Source organism: Gilliamella sp. WF3-4 (assembly GCF_001690275.1).
Classification (GTDB): domain Bacteria; phylum Pseudomonadota; class Gammaproteobacteria; order Enterobacterales; family Orbaceae; genus Gilliamella; species Gilliamella apicola_C.
Genome location: NZ_LZGW01000017.1, coordinates 306,726 through 325,061 on the forward strand (window position 1 = coordinate 306,726; position 18,336 = coordinate 325,061).

Below are 18,336 nucleotides of genomic sequence, written 5' to 3' on the forward strand. Positions count from 1 at the left end.
TAAAAGTATGAGAGGATTATATGAGTAATAACAAATTAAAACGGAACAATTATAAAAAGAAAAATTTTTTTAAGTGTACTGCCGGAAACGTTATTATAAGTTTTGCAATTATGCTCCCCGCTATGTTCACTTGCATGTTGGTCTCAATTGATCATACCGAAACTATGCGTAATCGGGCTAGATTATCGGAAGCAGCTAATGAGGCTTCGTTAGCCGTTATTGCAATAAATAATAAAAATATTGATGATGCATCACTTGAACAAAACCAGCAAATAGCGTTGAATTATATTAATTATTTTGTTAATCAAAAAATTAGTAGTGATAAATTAGATGGCGCCAATATAGAAATAGAATATAAAGCAGATAAAAAAGAATATGATATTGCCTATAAACAAATGTTTAATTCTTTAATTACTCGTAACGACTACACTAGCAATAAGAAAAGTGAAGTGATTTCTGTAAGTAATAAAAAGGAAAGCTATGGCAATACTCAAAAATATGATGTTGGTGATTCAGTTGCTATTGCGTTTATTAGTGATTTTTCAGGTTCAGCAACATGTGAGTACAGCGATACACAATGTAATGATTATACTTCAGTTGTTAGAAATAGTGATACACGGCGCCTTAATTATATGAGAAAGGCAATAGGAGATGCTATTAGCAGATTTGAAGAGTACCCCATATATAATTTTGCTTTAGTTCCTTATGATATTGGAGTTCCTGTTTTAACAGACGTTAACAATCCAGCTGGTGGCGTAGGTTATGCATGTTCGGTTATGTACAAAATGCAGACACCTTACGATTCAGTTGACTATAATTTCTGGGCAAATAAAAATATCGCATATCCAAAATGGAGGAAGTTGAAAGAAATTAATTTAATTGATGATTATTTAACCTATAACTATTTCGATAGATTTAACAAAAATACAGTATATTACTATCTGGATTATTATTATTATCTTTATTATTCAAAAATCATCGGTCCTGCATTAGGTGCTCATAGTGATAGTGATTTAGTAGATAAAAACCTTTGTGAATATAGGCATAATATTGAACAGGTTAATATGGGATCTTCTCGATATGCTTGCAATAAGAAAGCCCCTGAGGACTACCCATTATCCCTTAGAAACAGAAGAAAAGTTGAGAGACAATATGCTAAAATAGTTCAATTATACGATTATATGTTTTCTGGTGATTATGATGATGTGCATGGCTCGTTTGCTAACACTAAAACAGTTGATGTCGGTGGAACTATCGAATCATTATTTACTAGAATGAATCAGAATATAATAACGTTTAACCGTATTATATCGCCTACCATGACTAATTTTTCTCCATTTCAAGGAATGTGTCAATCACCTTTATACAGTAATGGTGTCATGAGTAAAAGCATGATTAATATGTCGGATTCAGAAAGGTTTGCTGAAGCAGCAAACCATATTAGAAATTTTAAAGCATTACCTCATTTAGTCCCATTAAGTGATGATGGTGAAGATCATAAAGCTCACAATAAAGAGCTTCGAGAATTTATTAGTGATAATAATGTAACTTGGCAGCCTGGTGGTGGAACGGATACTATGACTGCTTTATTGAGAACTGTGCCTGTGATGGTTAAAGAAAGTTCTAATAATAAAATTATGATCATTATTACTGATGGTAAAGATGACAAAGGCGCAGATAAACTTAGAGATGATTTTTTAGATGGTAATGTTTGCCAGAGTATAACAGAAGGTTTAACATCTAAGGAAAACTATAATAAAGGTTATATTAAAAAGCCTGCTAATGCAGCCGCTATTTATTATATAAAATTAGATCCTAACGCTAGTAACTTGACAACTGATGCAGAATATGAAGCTATGTATGGCAAGTGGTTTACTGAATGTATGAAAAATAATAAGGATTATCTGTTTGAGGCTCAGGATTACCAGTCATTATTTGATGCAATAAATAGAATTATTGAGGTAGAGACAGGTAACTTTATTAATAAAAGTGAGTAAGCAAAATAATGATGAATAGGAGTTGCCAAAAATGAGAATTACAAAAATCATTATGTTATTTATGACCTGCATATGTTTCCCATTGTTAGCGGATAATGGACAATCAGGAGATAAACGTACAGATGCATTAGTTTTTGTGAATACGTCAGAAGCAGATCCAATTGCAAAAACTGGTTTAAGGAAAACGGGTCTAACTATAGAAAATGGCGATCTTTGGATTTGGGGCTACAGATATACAGGACAACAAGGTAATGGGGTTACTCATGTTCGTCGTGACCGCCCGCCTGCTAGGGTTCATACTTTTGTTCGAGCTGGACTATCTATTACTCAAGTGGCTGCGGGTAAATATCATATTATTGCTCTTGATGATCGTGGTGATGTTTGGGGGTGGGGTAGAAACTTATACCAAGAAGCTACAGGCGGTCAACAAAAGGAAGGGCGGAGAGATGACACATATGTCAATCAACCTGTTCCTGTTTTGAAGGATCAAGATGTTATTGAAATTGCATGTGGGAGATATAATTCTCTCGCTTTGACAAGAAGTGGGGATGTATATTCTTGGGGAAGGAATCCTCATGGTCAAGCGGGAACGGGTACTCGTTCTTCTAAAGTTACACTTACAAAAATTACTGGATTTGATGGTAAAAAGATAGTAAAAATTGGCGCTGGCTATGATAGTGGTTATGCCATTAGTGAAGACGGGGAGGTATTTGCTTGGGGAGACGGAGATCGAGGTGCTTTTGGTGAAAGACTGACAGGTAGAGAGAGATTTCAAGCTAAACCTAAAGTTATTACACAGAACCTGAGAGCGATATCTCGTTTTTCTAGTGGTAAACAGATTTTGTCTATTGGTGGTGGAAGTGCTTATACTATGATTTTACTTGATAATGGTAGAGTTTATGGCATGGGAAAATCTAGCCGCTTAGGTATTCAAGGTCCATATGAAGAAGATGAAGTAACAGCCGAAGAGAATGATGAAGGAGACAGTGATGATTTGGATGAAAATAATGATGAAATAGAAGATGACCGCACTGACTATAATCACGAGTTAACACCAGAAGAGTTAGATGAGGAAAATGAAAGAAGAGCAGTTAGAGGCTCTACACATCCTGTCCCAACGTTGGTTACAGAACATGTTCGCTCACTTTTTTGCCGTTTTCGTGGTTGTGTTGCTATCACTAATGATAATAAATTAGTGACATGGGGACATAAACTCGGACTTTATAAAAATATATTGTATGGAGCAAATCCGGTAATTAGAGATAATATTCATGGTCCTTTGACCAAAATAGATGTTGGTCATCAACACTTTTTTTATTGGAATGAAAAAGGACAAGCATTTGGTGTTGGATACGGTTCGGGTAAAAAATTTAGTCCTCGTAGTAATAGAAGACAAGATTGGCCAGGATTGGAAATGGAATTTCTTACTGATGAGATGAAAAGAGTTTATGGTAATGATTATATTCCAGGGCAAGTGCAGTAATAATGATGAATCAACTATTAATTAATGATGTTATTATTTTAACAATTTGGGGATGTTTATTAGTTGCGTGTTATACTGATTTAACACGCAGAATAATATCAAATTATATTGTTTGTATAATATTCATCCTCGCTATTTTGAATTTTATTTTTGGTGCAGGTCAACTAAATTATAAAGCATCAGGAATATTTTTGATTTGTGGTCTATTTATGTTTTATTGCCGATTAGTTGGAGCAGGAGATATAAAATTAATTACAGCACTCTTGATATCTATTCCACCGAATGATGTTTGGGGGTTTTTAGTGCTAATTACATTACTTGGGCTGCCGATTGCAATTATAGCAATAATATATAAATATATTAAAAAACCAAAAGCAGGAGTCACATTACCTTATGGTCTAGCAATTAGCGGAAGTTATTTTTTAACGTCAATTACACTATTTAAAACAGTATTCTAATAATTACTTATTGTTCTCCCCCCCCCCGAATAATTACACTTTGATGGATAGCTTTTTTGGGGGGCATTATTTAGCTCTGTATATTCTTTACGCTAAAATTAAGCTCTTGTAACTACTTCCCCCTAAAATAGTACAGCAAAAAAGTAGAAAATTCTCTATGATAAAAGAAAAGGGGGATTTAATGATGAAAAAAATGACTGAACATCAAATCGTAGCTATTTTAAAAGAAGCTGAAACGGGTATTCTCGTTAAAGAGCTGTGCCGTAAATATGGCATGGGTAATTCAACTTTCTATAAATGGCGAGAAAAATACGGCGGAATGGAAACGTCGGATATCAAACGCTTAAAGGAGCTTGAGGCTGAAAACCGTAAGCTTAAGCAGATGTTTGCCGAACTGAGCTTAAAATCCCAGCTTCAGGAAGAAATTATCAAAAAGCTTTAGTGCCCACAACGGCACGTAAAACGTGGGCGCAGCAACTACAACAAAATCATTCGGTTACTATTGCTATGAGTTGTGCCATTGTTGGCTTAAGCCGTTGTGCTTACTATTATCAACCTAAGTTGCAGGATGACTCGGTGATTGTTTCAGTGTTGAATGCTATCACAGACCGGCATTTACGCTGGGGCTTTCCTAAATGTTTTAATCGTATCAGAAAGCTCGGCTATAAATGGAATCATAAACGTGTTTATCGGGTGTATTGTGAGTTAAAACTGAATCTTAAAACAAAACGAAAACAACGAATTCCACCTCGGGAGCCAGAAAAGTTATTGGCTCCCAATAAACAAGGTGAATGTTGGTCAATGGATTTTATGAGTGACAGTAGTCGTAATCAACGTCGCTTTAGGACATTCAATGTCATCGATGACTTTAATCGTGAGGCGTTAGGCATTGATATTGCAGTAAGCTTACCCGCAGGAAGGATTACCCGTTACTTAGATAAACTGGACGAATATCATGGGTATCCATTAAAAATACGGGTCGATAATGGGCCAGAATTTACAGGAAAAACCTTTACCAACTGGGGGCTAAATCACATGATATAACCATTGATTATATCCAGCCCGGTAGCCCTTATCAAAATGGCTATATTGAACGATTTAATCGTACCTATCGTACTGAAGTACTCGATTTATATCTTTTTAACAACTTAGCGCAAGCAAGGAGAATAACTGAAGAATGGTTAACGATTTATAACACCGAAAGACCACATGAGGCATTAAATAACATGACACCGATTGAGTATAAAACACTAAAACAAGCAGCATGATTTTCTACGTGAGTTGTGTACTAAGTTTGGGGTATTTACACATACTCTTTGCGTTCTAATTACTTCGCCTGAGGGTTTGATTGTCACAGTTACACCTTCTGGACCTTTCCATGTTTCATATCCCCCCTGCGATTGCCCATTACTCGTAAATCCTTTAGATTTCAGATCTGCATGAAGTTCATCTTTTGTTGTTGGTAAGTTATGAACAACTTTCTCATTCATCCTCTTTCCAGCATTAACTTCCTTCTCTTTTTTAACATGCTCCCCAAAATTACTACTCTCATTAGCTTTTGCGTTTTCTGCTTGACCATCATATATTTTATCCTTAATTTCCTTATAATTTCCACCGCCTTGTTGAACATTTCCTTTTCCATATTTTTCCTCTAAGGCTTCTTTATCTAAACGGCGATTTTCTTTTGCTTTTCCAACCTGTAATAGCTTACTACCACCAAAAATTTTATTTATCTTAGGAAGCGTTATAGTTTCTGTAAGACCATGAAGCATTATCATGCTACCCATAGTCCTACCTGCCATCACTCTGGCTTGTTCGTCACTATAACCAAAACGCTTATAACTTTCTAAATACCCTTGATAGATAGCTCGTAATTGATTTGCCTCTGGTGTGTTTGACGTTCCATCTAATAATTGTTTTATTTCTAAATAGCCATTTTGGTGCTCTAATTTGTTATAATAATAATTTACATATGTTCTTAGCGCATCATAAGCTTTTTGGCGCTCTATATGACAACCTTCACTATTTACATCAACACAAGCTTCTAATAATGCATTTGTTGAGCTTTCATCTTTAATTCTAAGCTCCACTAACTTTTGCTTTTCGTCTTCAGTTAATAAACCTTCTTTTTCTTTATATTCTAAACCTACTTTATCTTGATGATCGGAAGAATTTAAATAGTTATTCTCAACCGCATTTTTACTGGCAGCAATTGAGGCACCCATATCACCCACATCACCACCAACGCTGGCCGCTGCAAGGCCTGCTGCTAGTTGCGATAATGCGCTGATGTTTTGTTTTTCTGCTTCGGTGAGGTCTTTGATGTCTTTGCCATCATAAAGTTGTTTGATGATAACTTCTGCGGCAAGTTCGCCACTTACTGCGCCTGCACTACCCGCTAAGCCTGAGTTGCCTTGTAGTTCGGCAACTACAGCACCTAGTATAGCATGAGCCGTTAAACGAGCTACTTCATTATCCCCAGCATGTATTTTTATTTGCTCTGCTAGCCATGGTGCGCTAGCACCTGCAAGACCACCCGTGATGTCGCCAGCGATGATGCCGGTAATGATTGAAGCCGCTGAGTCTATGCCTTTGCTGACATCTCCACCCATGGTACCGAGATTTTTAGTTGCTTGGTTGGCTTGTAATTGAGTATCTACTGCGACATAGTACCAATAGTCTTTATTATTCTCATAATATTTTTCAAAATCAATTTGAGCTCTTTCCTTATCGCTTAATTCTTTATACGCTTTTTCGGCTTCTGCTCTCGATAATTTTTCTTTGTCTTTATCTACGTCTTTTTGTGCCTGTATTCGGTCATATTTGCCCATTATGCTTTTCGTCTGTTGGGCTATGTCTTTGATAAGCTCTACCGTTTCGATTTTGTCGAGCTCTTTTTGTTTGTCAAATATCGGTTTTAACGTGTGGTTCGCATTCTCCGTATCTCGGCTTAAATCATTAATATCCTGTTGTTGTTTGTTTTTGTTGCGGATGATAAGTTGACCTTGCTCTACCGCTGAGTGGGTGATGCTTGAGTCTTTTTCACTGTTTTGATATGCCGCTGGTGCACCTGCGCCACCCGTGCCGCCACTGACCGAGATATGGCTAACATTAAATTCCGCTTTGTTTTTGATGTCACTAAAGCTGATTGTGCCCGTATCAAGGCGGTTTTTGTTGGTGTCTTCGGCTTCCGAGGAGATGACCGCCCCTTTTAGGTCGGTGTTGTTGCCTACCTTGATGTCAAAGCCACCTTTGCCAGCAAAAATACCCGATTGGTCGGTGACACTTGCCCATTTGCTGTCCATTTTGGTGCTTGATAGTGAGCCGTTGGCACTAAAGCCACCAAAGCCAGCACTGCCACTTACTGAGGAGCTGATTTTTTCGTAATCATAGTCGTCCGTATCTTGCAGTGATTGGATGTTTAAGTTGTTACCCACATCCATGTTGACGGTGTTGCCTTTTAGTTGGCCGCCTATGATATTGGTGTCGTTGCCGGTTTTGATGGTGAGTTTGTTTTTCGCATCAATCACGCTTTCTGTCCAGTCAGTTCCATTACCTTTTTCTCGTGATTTACTTTGACTTGCATTAGCCGATATGTTGAAGCCATTTTTTCCCCACCAAAGTTATAACCCACTCCTACCGGGCCACTGCTGTTTTTTTCTTTGGTGTCGGTTTTTATCGTATTTTCTTGCCCAATAAGGTTTATTTACTTTCCTTTTAACTGCGATGTAGTTCTAAAAAATAAAAAGATCCCACCTTTTAGATAGGGATCTTCTTAGTCTGTTTAAAATAATAATGACTAAGTTGATTATTGCTAATATTCTTTACGCAAATAAAACCAACCTAAATTACCTTTTTTATCCAAAATATTTTCTTCTATAGGTAAAATTGTAAGAACTAGCTTAATACCACCATCATAAATTTGAGGAAAAATATCTGAAACAACTTCTGAATGAGCACATTCCATTTCTTCTTCCTCTTCATTAGTAAGTTTTTCATCAAAGAACATCTCAATTATCATGAATTTTTCATCATAATTAAGTGATATTCCTCGCATTTTTTTTGAGCTTCGGCCAATTAAGCTATACATAGTACTTCTATTAATTTCATGTTTAACTTTAATAAGTTCTTCTTTTATCATTTTTTTGCTCATAATGAAGGTCTCGATGGTACTATATGTACCCCTGTTTTTGAATAACGAATAGTGAAATTAGTTGTTGGAACAAAAGTTTCTGTTTTCATATCATAAAAATGTCCAATAACTTTATTTGTCGAAATATTTTCCTTTGAACCTGGCGTTCCTAAAGGTCTTCCTGTCGGAATTTCTCTTCCCGTTCCAGCGTGATTATTAACCAATTGCTGAACATCAATATTTGAATCAATAGTACTCCTTGGTGTAGGAGCGCTTGCATTTGCCGTTTTATGCTCATTAGTACCTACAATATGTTTGTTTTGTTGATTCATATTAACAGTTAAGTTTGGGTTTGCATCTAGCGAAAAATCAGCATTATTGGCACTATTAACCCCCTTTCCTGCATTAGTGTTGTCTATTGTCCATTGCCCAACTGTTTTGTTTTTTTTCTTTATGTATTAGTCAGTTGCAACACCTTTTCCCTTAGCTCACTATTCTACCGTATATTTTTGCCCCGACACGCTTTTTTTCGCCGTTTTACTTTTCTTCTTAGCTCAGTTTTGTAAAATTCATTGAGAGGTCTATATCGGATATTATTATGTATCGCACTATTTTACCTGATAGCCATCATCTGCCCGCTGGCCGCACTACCACACTCTCTGATAGCCGCAAGGCTTGGGCTCTCCGTTCCGGTGGCCCAACGACGGAACAAGGCTGCCCGCGCCTTATATCAGGCCGTACTCAACCTTGAACACACCACGCCAGAACACGTTACCCGGCAAGCATTGACGTTTAAGTTATGGCTCACTGAGCTGCTCAGCACCTCCGTTATGCCTTGTCTCTATTGCACATCACTCAACACCGTTCGTATCGGTCAGCGTCTTAACTTTCGCTGCCGAACCTGTCGGTGCACCTTCAATCCTCTAAAGGCTTACCAGCTTGATAAGCTTTCTCATTGTGAGTTATGGCTACCATTCATTGACAAGCTACTTGATGGCGCAACCTGTCAGGAGATTAACCGCTCTCTAGGTATTAATGTAACTACGGCGGCTAAGTGGCAACGTTATTTTCTCAGGTTGATACGTAAGCGCGGTTATCTGTTACTGGCTGACTTTTGCTTAGTACAACGTCGATGTCGCTATCGTAAGACATGGCTGGCAGTACAAGCCGAGGACTCTTTTTTACCTAGTGGCAGCTCCCGCGTTAAGCCTAAGTGGTATTAGTTCATTACGGATGTGGTAAAAAGTATTAGATGTCTATATCATTTTGATGCTTTTAGTCTAACCCGGCAGCGGCTCACAGCTTGTCTGTGAGATGATGACGGGTTGTGCCTGTGCGGGCGGCATAGAGCCTGCTTATCAAGGTTTAGCTGGGTGCCCCTTTTAAGGGCGGACGGGCAGGCAGATAGCGAGCACGGCAAGGAGCAAGAAGCCAAGCGACTGCGACCCTCGCGCATTGTTGGTTGGATGTCTGGGGGTTGGGCGGGGTGTGAAGCCCTTGAGTGGAGGCGCTTGCGCCGACTTTCCTTATTGTTGTTTGTTTGAGCCAGCAGGATGCCGGCGAGAGCAGTGCTTAGCTGGATTGCCCTGGCTCATGGCTGAGCGAGAGTAGCGAGCTGAGCCGGTACACTGTACCCAGTAGCCGATGGCGGCGGCGCAAGACATAATGTGGATTATACGCATCAGCCACTCTACTAGGCGTCTGCTGGGTTTAGGCGGGTTTTGGTGCCGTGCGTATAATCCCCCACATTATGTTAAGTAGACAGGCAGCAACGCGCAGCACTTGCAGATTGTGCGGGGCTAGTTTGTTGACTGGCTATTTACCCCGCTAACACTGCGGCTGACTGGCAAGAGGTGGGCAGGGATGCCCGTCTCTTGCCTTTCACTGAACATAGCAGGCTCACAGCGCGCCTTAGTGGTCTGACGATGTCGTGGCCTTTGTCCGCTTGCTTTCGGCTTTCTGGCTGGCCTTTGGGGTGGTTTTTGCTGTTTTTCTTTTCCTACTCAGACTGGCCGCTGGATAGGTGGCAGTATGGATATCTTTTAATGCTCGGATGCTAACTTGTGTATATATCTGTGTGGTTTCCGGGCTGGCGTGTCCCAGCATCGCCTGTATCCATCTCAGGTCGGCGCCATTTTCAAGCATTAGTGTTGCCATCGTGTGCTGGAACAGGTGACAGGAGCCACTTTTACCGATGTTAGCTTGCTCTATCAGGCTACGCACTAAGTGGCTTAACCGGTTAAAGAAGATCCCCTTGGTTAGGTGGGGATCTTTTTTTAACTAGACTTGAAAATCACTTCTTTTAGATAATTGTAAAAGTTCTTTTAAGTAAGGATGATATTGCTTACCTTTCATCATTTTTGCATATTCTTCTACAGCTACTATTCCATCTTCTATTATTGAGTTATCAACTCTGGATATTTCCAAAGTAATAACTTGTTCTCCATTAATCAAATAAGTATAAATATCTTCATATTGCTCTATCATATGATATAAGCAACATGCTGAATTAACAGAACAAAAAATATTTTTTAAATAAGGAATAATAGTGTTTTGTTCTATTTTATTGAATTCAATTAACGCATTATTATTTTTCATTTAATTCTCCCTGGTGTTGCTGTCACCAAATTACCATGTTTATCTGTAAGTATTGTTATGGTGTTTGTTGGCTTACCGTTAAATTTATCAACACCTATATTTTTATCTAATGTAATTACACGCTCATAAAGAGTATATGTTTGCCCTGTAACCTTATTATATGACGATCTAGTATTATTAATTGGGATCTTAGATACATCAGGGCTACTTAAAATAGCTTTGGCTTCAGCTTCACTAATTGAAAATTGGCTAGCATTAGCTTTCCCGGAGAAATGACGATTCTGGACATGTACCCAACCTGATTCGGCATCTCCTGTTTTCATATTAATACGAGATTGTACTATTGGGTTTTCAAGATCTACCTTAGCTATAACATTATCAGCACCATTCGAGACCTTGTAGCCATTAGTTGTTGTCCCCGTCGTTCCCTTTCCTGCAGTTTTAGACATCAATCTTGATCCGGCTACGGGGACAAATGTAAGACCTGCATCGGTTAATTTTAACGCCATTTCCGTATTAAATTCTTCACCATTATTCAATCTTCTATTTACATCTAATAATGCGTTAGCAGATTCTAGGGTGTCCATCGTATTATAAACTAAGCCTACTCCTCCTGGTAAGAAATTCATCACAGGGCGACCTACTTGTCGTTCCCATTCCGTCGCTTCCATATATTTTTGCCAAGCTTTTTCTTTATTAAAATACTGTTCATTTTCATCTTGATGGTGTGAACTAAATAATGGAAACTGTTGGGATAACATATAGTCGTTGAAAGTTTTTCCCATAAACTTAAAATTTGTGTTATTCATAATTTTTACTATAAAATGAGGAAGTCGGCTAATAAAACACTATTTAAATATATTGATATCTATTATAATCGTATCCGTCGTCATTCAAACAAAAACGGATTGGTCTGAACAATATGAACAACAATTTCACCAAAACGATAAAATGATAGTGGTAGGAACTGTCTAATATTTTGGCAAGGATCAAAAAATAATGAAAGTTTGTTGTAAAGCTTAATTTGCAAAGTTTGAAAGTAATAAACAAGATCTACAAAGATCTGATGGGAAGAAAGGATATAAAATTTGAACAAACAGTTAGACAAAACAAGCAAATTTTTAAGTTACATTTTAAGACATCAACCGGAAGCTATAGGCATCACATTAGATTCTGATGGATGGGTTAATATAGTTCATCTCATTACTCAAGCTAATCAATATGGAGAATCTCTTACTAGAGAGTTGGTTGAGCAAGTTGTTAAAACAAGTGATAAAAAACGTTTTACGATTTCTGATGATGGTATAAAAATACGTGCAGCACAAGGACACTCAACTCAACAAGTAAAAATTAGCCATGCAGAACAAATACCTCCAGAGTTTTTATATCATGGTACGGCTACTCGTTTTATTGATTCTATTAAAAAGCAAGGATTAATTTCAGGTAATCGTCATTATGTCCATTTATCTACTGATGAAAATATAGCTAATAAAGTAGGAAAAAGGCACGGTAAACCTATTGTGTTAAAAGTGAAAGCCTTGCAGATGCATCAACAAGACTTTAAGTTTTATTTGGCTGATAACGATGTTTGGTTGACCGATGCTGTGCCTAACACTTTTTTAATATTTGACTAAATCTTATCTAATTCAGTCATTTCTGCTTTATACAGAGCTGATTCTTCTTTGACTTGTTTTAACCATTCATCAAAGTTATAAAAACTACCTCTATCCTCCCATCTAGGAGAAGCAAAAGTATGAATAAGGTATACTTTAGGATCACCTGATATATCGGAACCATCAAAACAAACTATATCATCATTATTAGAAGCTTTAGCAAATGGTATCAATTCTCTCGTTGGATATTGTTTTTTTATCTCAAATAACCATTGTCTAGCAAAATCTTCAAATTCATACAAAAACCACCAAGGTTCTAAATCTAGAACATCTTTCCTAGAAACAATTTCCAAAAAAGATAGCGGATATTTGAACCCTTCTGGTAATTCTTCTTTCGAATATAAGTAATGAGCCATATTATTAATCCTTTGGTTTACCACTAATGCGAGGAGGAGTACTTGAGCCATATGGATTATTTTTACTAAACCCACCAGACTGTTTATTAATCCTTCCTGTTATTGCATCTCCCCAAGATACAGGTACAAATCCTTTTTTAGGATCAGAAAACCTATTTACTTCAGCTGGTGAAAGCTTATCGTAAAAATTTCTAATATTAGCTTTAATATCTATACCGGCTTCTCTTGCGGCTGCTATTCTAGTATTATCCATACTCGTGAATTTTCCGTCTGGCATTTTAATCACATCAACTGGATCGCCTTTCCAACCATTAGTTTTCATGCTTGTAACAATATCGTCATAAGTATATTTCATATCAGTCCCTCGTTCTACTTTATTATAAGAAACCGTATTTTGTGAAAATCTAATTTCATTAGGATTCAAAGCAGATGTATTGAAAATTCCACCAACGGTTCCTTTAGTACCTCCTTTAGACATTAATCTTGATCCGGCTACGGGGACAAATGTAAGACCTGCATCGGTTAATTTTAACGCCATTTCCGTATTAAATTCTTCACCATTATTCAATCTTCTATTTACATCTGATAATGCGTTAGCAGATTCTAGGGTGTCCATCGTATTATAAACTAAGCCTACTCCTCCTGGTAAGAAATTCATCACAGGGCGACCTACTTGTCGTTCCCATTCCGTCGCTTCCATATATTTTTGCCAAGCTTTTTCTTTATTAAAATACTGTTCATTTTCATCTTGAGGACGTGCACTAAACAATTTTTCAAGAAATGATTTGTTGGCTATCGAATCCCAATAAGCGTCAATATATAATTCTTTATGCTCTGGATAGCTTAAATATGGGTAGTCATAATTATGAGCTCTATATCCCCAATTCCCTGTTAATAAATCATTAACTGCTCGTTTGGCGGCTTCTTCTCCTATCATCCCTTCTTCTTGTTGGTAATAACGTGTTAGAGACTCCATTAGTCTTTGTACTTGCTCATCAGTTAATGAATTAGGATCTTTATAATATTTTCCAACTAGATAATCACCTTTTTGATCTAACTCATCAAGCAAAAACATTTCTATTTTTTCTTCACGACTCAAAAATTTTTTGTCACGTTTATCCCTTAGCTCCATTAAACGTTCTTGATCTATTGGTCCTAAAAAGTTATTCTCAACCGCATTCTTACTCGCAGCTATCGAAGCGCCAATGTCTCCCACATCACCCCCCATACTGGCCGCTGCAAGGCCTGCAGCTAGTTGCGATAATGCGCTGATATTTTGTTTTTCCGCTTCGGTGAGGTCTTTGATGTCTTTCTTTTTACCTTTATCATCTTTATAAAGATTGAGGATGGCTTCTGCAGCAAGTTCGCCACTTACTGCGCCTGCGCCTGCGCCACCCGCTAAGCCTGAGTTGCCTTGTAGTTCGGCTATAGTGCCCGCTAATATGGCGTGAGCCGTTAAACGAGCTACTTCGTTATCCCCTGCATGTATTTTAATTTGCTCTGCTAGCCATGGTGCGCTAGCACCTGCAAGACCACCCGTGATGTCGCCGGTGATGATGCCGGTAATGATTGATGCGGCTGAGTCTATGCCTTTGCTGACATCTCCACCCATGGTGCCAAGGTTGTTTTTTGCATTTTTTACCACTGCATCGCTGACGGCATTATAATAATTTTGCTGGTAAAGCTCGTCGTAGCTTTTTGGGGTGTAGCTCGGGTCGAGTTGAGCTTTAACCTCTTCTTTTTCTAGCTGCTTTTTGGTTTTTTCTTTTAGGCTGTTTTTAATTTCTTCGTCGTTGTCTATTTTGTTTTGTGCCTGTATTCGGTCATATTTGCCCATTATGCTTTTCGTCTGTTGGGCTATGTCTTTGATAAGCTCTACCGTTTCGATTTTGTCGAGCTCTTTTTGTTTGTCAAATATCGGTTTTAACGTGTGGTTCGCATTCTCCGTGTCTCGACTTAAGTCGTTGATATCTTGTTGTTGTTTGTCTTTGTTGCGGATGATGAGTTGACCTTGCTCTACCGCTGAGTGGGTGATGCTTGAGTCTTTTTCACTGTTTTGATATGCCGCTGGTGCACCTGCGCCACCCGTGCCGCCACTGACCGAGATATGGCTAACATTAAATTCCGCTTTGTTTTTGATATCACTAAAGCTGATTGTGCCCGTATCAAGGCGGTTTTTGCTCGGGTCTTCGGCTTCCGAGGTGATGACTGCCCCTTTTAGGTCGGTGTTGTTGCCTACCTTGATGTCAAAGCCACCTTTGCCAGCAAAAATACCCGATTGGTCGGTGACACTTGCCCATTTGCTGTCGATGTCCGTACTTGATAATGAGCCGTTGGCACTAAAGCCACCAAAGCCAGCACTGCCACTTACTGAGGCGCTGAGTTTGTCGTAATCATAGTCGTCGGTGTCTTGTAGTGATTGGATGTTTAAGTTGTTACCCACATCCATGTTGACGGTGTTGCCTTTTAGTTGGCCGCCTATGATGTTGGTGTCGTTGCCCGTTTTGATGGTGAGTTTGTTTTTGGCATCAATCACGCTTTCTGTCCAAGCACTACCGTCCGCATTTTCTCGCTCTCGGCTAAAGTTGGCATTGCCTTTAAATAGGAAGTTAGAGGATAGTTACAACTTCGTTTTGTAAAAATTATTCAGGAGTATATACCGTTTAGTTTGATTAAGATTCAATATTGGTTATTGTTTAGTATTTTGATATTAATGTTTTATTAGACTTTTGTTTTATTGGAATTATAGGATTTAGTGACGGTATTAACCGTCACCTTTAACTTGCTAATATGTAAAATTCAAGATGGAATTAATCTAACTGGGCTGATAACGATTGTCTTTAATAATATAAGGCTCCGCTATTTCATTCCATACCACCTGAGCCATTTTTTGCCATTCGGTTGGATTACTCTGCTTTGCAATATAATCCCTTATTAATTTTACTGATTGGTTAAATTGTTCCTTGTCCAACTCGACAAAAGAGTAAAACTTTAAGTATTCTCCTTCTTCCGATTTTATGATTTCATGTAATTTAGGATAATTAGGTAAAAATACTGCATCTAGCAAATCACCAAAGGCATCCCAATAGCTACTATGAATAAATGTAGAGGTGAATCTATTTTCAGGTTTTTCAATAGATTCATCTTTGCTAAAAAAAATACTAGCTCCCACGGTCATTACCTCATAATAATAATTTTATCTTGCTGCGATTTTGGTAGTGTCTTTATATAATCTATGAAAACTTTTTGGTTAGCTGGTGTTAACACCCTAAAATCAACAGGTACATAATCAGCTTTCTTTAAATGTTCTTGGATAACTTTTTGTCCTGCACCAGAATTCATATTTTTTTCATAAAACTTATTTAATCCATCAATTTCCTTTTGAGACAATTTATCTGTCGTATACATCGCATCAACGGTTTTACCCTTATTTGGACCCGATGTAATTACAAAATCGGGTGTTTTATCTGTAACTGCTCCAGGTGGTGGTGTATAACGTTCCATTTTACCTAATACTGGCTCAAGCTGCGCTGCTGCGGCTGCTTCAGCGGGTTTTAATTTACCACTACCGCCCAGATCTGGCGTATTGAGACGATTTTGTCCTTCAAGCGGTGTTTGATTGATTTTTACTTCATTCAAACCTTCACTATTTTTTATTATTTGTCCATTTGCTCCCTTTCCAGCACCCCCAGCTGTTGCTTTATTAACATTCTTACTTAATTGCTCTACATCTTTAGCCGATAACTTCCCTATAGCTCTAGACTTCCAAGCTAAATCACTAAAACCTTTTGCGGTAACGCCACCTGTTGAGAGTGAAAATAACAGTTCAGCATCTGATGCTGACATGCCTAATATCTTAGAAAGTCCCTCGGCGGTTTGCGTATGATAACTTTTGCCATTATAAATGACCCTTAATCCCGTTACGCCATTATCAGCCATTGACCATGTTAGGTATGCACTTGGTATACATCCCACCACTGAGCTGCAACCTGGTAATAATGCGGCTGCTCCAAACCCATCGATAGCAGCAAACCCAATCTGAAGGACACCTCCTGCTCGAGTGGTTATGCTGTATTCATTATCAATATTCTTTGTACCATCAAAAATACCATCAAAAAATGTATACTGAAATAACTTTTCATTTTTTTGATAAGGTATACCAAATATAGTTCTATTTTTTGTGTGTTCTTGAGCTTCAAGCATTTCTCTATATGCTTGTAACTCGTCACTACTGCCTAGCTTTTCTAGTTCTCGGAGTGCCGCTTTCTGCGGGTCATTATCAGCCAGTTCGGACGAACATTTAATTAGTGCACATGCTGCTGCTAGATAACGTAATTCTTCCTGCTTATCTCCTTTAGCCAATTTTCTAATTCGTTTATTCTCTCTACGCGTAGTTAAACGGTTATTCTCAACCGCATTCTTACTCGCAGCTATCGAAGCACCGACATCACCCACATCACCACCAACGCTGGCCGTGGCAAGACCTGCTGCTAGTTGCGATAATGCGCTGATGAAGCGCGTGATTAAAGGGATTACAGCCCAATAACCACGCTAACCACAACTAACTATATAGGAATTAACTATGGCTAAGGCACATTCTAAGCTAAAAACAACCACAGGCAAAGCACCCACAGAGCGGTTTTACATCGTGGGTACACGCCTAACGGCGGGTTCACTCACCCCAGACCACAGCTAACCATTAAGGAGCGCTGGCTGGAGCAAATAGGCTTTTATGCCGGGCTGCCGGTGGCGATTACCATTGAATGCGGCCAGTTGATTATTAAACCTACGATGAAGATCTAAAAAGTAATAAAAGATCCCCGCTGGTTAAGGCGGAGGAGCTTTTAGTCTTTTGTTAAAGGTTCTAATTGCAAAAGGTGATTTTTAGCTCGCTCTATTAATTCCATTAATTCATCGTAATTAAATGTTAAAACACGTAGCGGATCACTTGGATAAATAATAAACTCTAAATTTCTTTTATCTTCAGATAAACAAAGCTCTCCCCAAACATCTCCATCATAGAGCAGCTCAGCATTAAAACTATCACTTTCTATCGAGCTTCCAACGCTATAATCCAACATGATATATATTCCTTCTATTTTTTAGGCTCTCTAAATCCAATTAATTTAGTGCCATCTTCATTAAATCTTAAAGTTCTACCATCTGGGGCTATTGCATGTATTACTTTAATAATTTGTTTATTCTCTGTTGCGGTTGTACGTGTTATTACCGTTTTAGGATTTGACAAAATATCGTTCACGATATTTTGAGCTTCTTTATTCAAAACAGAAGCTTTCTGACTTGAATAAGTGTAAACGCTTCCCTCCCGGCCACCATGTTTTTGCAAAGCTCGCCCTGCATCGGTTAAACCATTTCTATTAGCAGATGCGGCTGCTTGGCTCAGTTGTTCGACTGTTGGTACTGGTACTGATACTGTTCCTGTTGCATTTGCTGAAGGCTTAGTCACAGCATTACCCGCCTGTGCGGCGTTTGTGCTTCCAGTCGTCTCCTTTCCTGCTTTTACTCTATTAATACCCTCACTTATTTGCTCTACTTCTTTAGCTGATAACTTTTGCCCTGTAGCTCTCGCTTTCCAGGCTAAATCACTAAAACCTTTTGCAGTAACGCCAGCTGTTGAA

The 18,336-nt window shown here is 38.3% G+C and carries 17 protein-coding genes and 4 pseudogenes; 7 read left to right on the forward strand and 14 right to left on the reverse strand.

Translation table 11 applies throughout. The annotated features are described in order from the left end of the window. Positions 1 to 134 precede the first annotated feature (134 nt). From A9G47_RS04730 to A9G47_RS04750, 4 genes and pseudogenes are all read left to right on the forward strand, one after another. Entirely contained in the window at positions 135 to 1,997 is a 1,863-nt protein-coding gene (locus A9G47_RS04730; RefSeq protein WP_141674810.1) for a hypothetical protein, read from the forward strand. A 61-nt stretch (positions 1,998 to 2,058) separates the two neighbouring features. Continuing rightward, positions 2,059 to 3,480 (forward strand): RCC1 domain-containing protein, encoded by a 1,422-nt coding sequence (locus A9G47_RS04735; RefSeq protein ID WP_176700654.1) that lies wholly within the window; start codon positions 2,059 to 2,061, stop codon positions 3,478 to 3,480. A 5-nt stretch (positions 3,481 to 3,485) separates the two neighbouring features. After that, entirely contained in the window at positions 3,486 to 3,938 is a 453-nt protein-coding gene (locus A9G47_RS04740; protein WP_176700655.1) for an A24 family peptidase, read from the forward strand. Between the two features lie 181 nt (positions 3,939 to 4,119). Beyond that, positions 4,120 to 5,206, forward strand: a pseudogene (locus A9G47_RS04750) (IS3 family transposase). Here the strand turns inward: A9G47_RS04750 and A9G47_RS14615 are convergent. The 7 genes and pseudogenes from A9G47_RS14615 to A9G47_RS14470 all read right to left on the reverse strand — a co-directional run bounded on the left by A9G47_RS14615 (position 5,189) and on the right by A9G47_RS14470 (position 11,453). Continuing rightward, positions 5,189 to 7,243, reverse strand: a complete 2,055-nt coding sequence (locus A9G47_RS14615) for a VENN motif pre-toxin domain-containing protein (protein WP_335340261.1) — start codon at positions 7,241 to 7,243, stop codon at positions 5,189 to 5,191. The pseudogene A9G47_RS04750 and the gene A9G47_RS14615 sit on opposite strands and share 18 nt — an antisense overlap. 90 nt (positions 7,244 to 7,333) lie before the next feature. Further along, positions 7,334 to 7,537, reverse strand: a pseudogene (locus tag A9G47_RS14620) (hemagglutinin repeat-containing protein); the annotation flags it as partial. 215 nt (positions 7,538 to 7,752) lie between these two features. Continuing rightward, positions 7,753 to 8,079, reverse strand: coding sequence for a hypothetical protein (locus A9G47_RS04760; RefSeq protein ID WP_141674811.1), 327 nt, complete (start codon positions 8,077 to 8,079; stop codon positions 7,753 to 7,755). 8 nt (positions 8,080 to 8,087) lie between these two features. Next, positions 8,088 to 8,402, reverse strand: coding sequence for a polymorphic toxin type 50 domain-containing protein (locus A9G47_RS04765; RefSeq protein ID WP_065642312.1), 315 nt, complete (start codon positions 8,400 to 8,402; stop codon positions 8,088 to 8,090). Between the two features lie 1,681 nt (positions 8,403 to 10,083). Next, positions 10,084 to 10,314, reverse strand: a pseudogene (locus A9G47_RS13905) (tyrosine-type recombinase/integrase); the annotation flags it as partial. Between the two features lie 36 nt (positions 10,315 to 10,350). Further along, a complete protein-coding gene (locus A9G47_RS13910) occupies positions 10,351 to 10,668 on the reverse strand; it encodes a hypothetical protein (protein ID WP_065642314.1) in 318 nt (105 codons plus the stop codon). After that, entirely contained in the window at positions 10,665 to 11,453 is a 789-nt protein-coding gene (locus tag A9G47_RS14470; RefSeq protein ID WP_218057427.1) for a hypothetical protein, read from the reverse strand. Before A9G47_RS14470 ends, A9G47_RS13910 begins: the two co-directional genes overlap by 4 nt. 39 nt (positions 11,454 to 11,492) lie before the next feature. Between A9G47_RS14470 and A9G47_RS14865 the strand changes: the two genes are divergently transcribed. Both A9G47_RS14865 and A9G47_RS04785 read left to right on the forward strand, forming a co-directional pair. After that, entirely contained in the window at positions 11,493 to 11,585 is a 93-nt protein-coding gene (locus A9G47_RS14865; RefSeq protein ID WP_442903229.1) for a hypothetical protein, read from the forward strand. Positions 11,586 to 11,756: 171 nt separating this feature from the next. Next, positions 11,757 to 12,302 carry an RNA 2'-phosphotransferase gene (locus A9G47_RS04785; protein ID WP_065642315.1) on the forward strand — a complete coding sequence of 182 codons (546 nt, stop codon included), beginning with the start codon at positions 11,757 to 11,759 and terminating at the stop codon, positions 12,300 to 12,302. On the opposite strand, the gene A9G47_RS04790 is transcribed toward A9G47_RS04785, so the two are convergent. From A9G47_RS04790 to A9G47_RS04805, 5 genes and pseudogenes are all read right to left on the reverse strand, one after another. Next, entirely contained in the window at positions 12,299 to 12,697 is a 399-nt protein-coding gene (locus tag A9G47_RS04790; protein ID WP_065642316.1) for an SMI1/KNR4 family protein, read from the reverse strand. The two genes, A9G47_RS04785 and A9G47_RS04790, sit on opposite strands and share 4 nt — an antisense overlap. A 4-nt stretch (positions 12,698 to 12,701) precedes the next feature. Further along, positions 12,702 to 14,534, reverse strand: coding sequence for a VENN motif pre-toxin domain-containing protein (locus A9G47_RS14625; protein ID WP_335340262.1), 1,833 nt, complete (start codon positions 14,532 to 14,534; stop codon positions 12,702 to 12,704). Positions 14,535 to 15,095: 561 nt separating this feature from the next. After that, a pseudogene (locus tag A9G47_RS14630) lies at positions 15,096 to 15,296 on the reverse strand (hemagglutinin repeat-containing protein); the annotation flags it as partial. Between the two features lie 216 nt (positions 15,297 to 15,512). Continuing rightward, entirely contained in the window at positions 15,513 to 15,869 is a 357-nt protein-coding gene (locus A9G47_RS04800; protein ID WP_065642326.1) for a hypothetical protein, read from the reverse strand. A 5-nt stretch (positions 15,870 to 15,874) separates the two neighbouring features. Beyond that, positions 15,875 to 17,230 carry a VENN motif pre-toxin domain-containing protein gene (locus A9G47_RS04805; protein WP_335340263.1) on the reverse strand — a complete coding sequence of 452 codons (1,356 nt, stop codon included), beginning with the start codon at positions 17,228 to 17,230 and terminating at the stop codon, positions 15,875 to 15,877. A 165-nt stretch (positions 17,231 to 17,395) separates the two neighbouring features. Here A9G47_RS04805 and A9G47_RS14870 point away from each other — a divergent pair, with 165 nt between their 5' ends. Beyond that, positions 17,396 to 17,500, forward strand: coding sequence for a SymE family type I addiction module toxin (locus A9G47_RS14870; protein WP_141674798.1), 105 nt, complete (start codon positions 17,396 to 17,398; stop codon positions 17,498 to 17,500). A 41-nt stretch (positions 17,501 to 17,541) separates the two neighbouring features. Here A9G47_RS14870 and A9G47_RS04810 read toward each other — a convergent pair whose 3' ends face one another. Both A9G47_RS04810 and A9G47_RS14190 read right to left on the reverse strand, forming a co-directional pair. After that, the gene (locus A9G47_RS04810; protein ID WP_065642122.1) at positions 17,542 to 17,778 is read right to left on the reverse strand and encodes a hypothetical protein; all 237 of its coding nucleotides are present in this window, start codon (positions 17,776 to 17,778) and stop codon (positions 17,542 to 17,544) included. Positions 17,779 to 17,792: 14 nt separating this feature from the next. After that, on the reverse strand, positions 17,793 to 18,336 hold a 544-nt coding region (locus A9G47_RS14190; RefSeq protein WP_065642319.1), incomplete at its 5' end, for a hypothetical protein.

What these genes read in the sequence shown, in the direction of transcription:
- A9G47_RS04740 (WP_176700655.1), top strand. Translation starts at nt 3,486, where the DNA reads ATGAATCAACTATTAATTAATGATGTTATTATTTTAACAATTTGGGGA.
- A9G47_RS04760 (WP_141674811.1), bottom strand. Translation starts at nt 8,079, where the DNA reads ATGATAAAAGAAGAACTTATTAAAGTTAAACATGAAATTAATAGAAGT.
- A9G47_RS04730 (WP_141674810.1), top strand. Translation starts at nt 135, where the DNA reads ATGTTGGTCTCAATTGATCATACCGAAACTATGCGTAATCGGGCTAGA.
- A9G47_RS04790 (WP_065642316.1), bottom strand. Translation starts at nt 12,697, where the DNA reads ATGGCTCATTACTTATATTCGAAAGAAGAATTACCAGAAGGGTTCAAA.
- A9G47_RS04810 (WP_065642122.1), bottom strand. Translation starts at nt 17,778, where the DNA reads ATGTTGGATTATAGCGTTGGAAGCTCGATAGAAAGTGATAGTTTTAAT.
- A9G47_RS04765 (WP_065642312.1), bottom strand. Translation starts at nt 8,402, where the DNA reads ATGAATCAACAAAACAAACATATTGTAGGTACTAATGAGCATAAAACG.
- A9G47_RS14470 (WP_218057427.1), bottom strand. Translation starts at nt 11,453, where the DNA reads ATGGGAAAAACTTTCAACGACTATATGTTATCCCAACAGTTTCCATTA.
- A9G47_RS14625 (WP_335340262.1), bottom strand. Translation starts at nt 14,534, where the DNA reads ATGGGCAAATATGACCGAATACAGGCACAAAACAAAATAGACAACGAC.
- A9G47_RS14615 (WP_335340261.1), bottom strand. Translation starts at nt 7,243, where the DNA reads ATGGACAGCAAATGGGCAAGTGTCACCGACCAATCGGGTATTTTTGCT.
- A9G47_RS14865 (WP_442903229.1), top strand. Translation starts at nt 11,493, where the DNA reads ATGAGGAAGTCGGCTAATAAAACACTATTTAAATATATTGATATCTAT.
- A9G47_RS13910 (WP_065642314.1), bottom strand. Translation starts at nt 10,668, where the DNA reads ATGAAAAATAATAATGCGTTAATTGAATTCAATAAAATAGAACAAAAC.
- A9G47_RS04735 (WP_176700654.1), top strand. Translation starts at nt 2,059, where the DNA reads ATGACCTGCATATGTTTCCCATTGTTAGCGGATAATGGACAATCAGGA.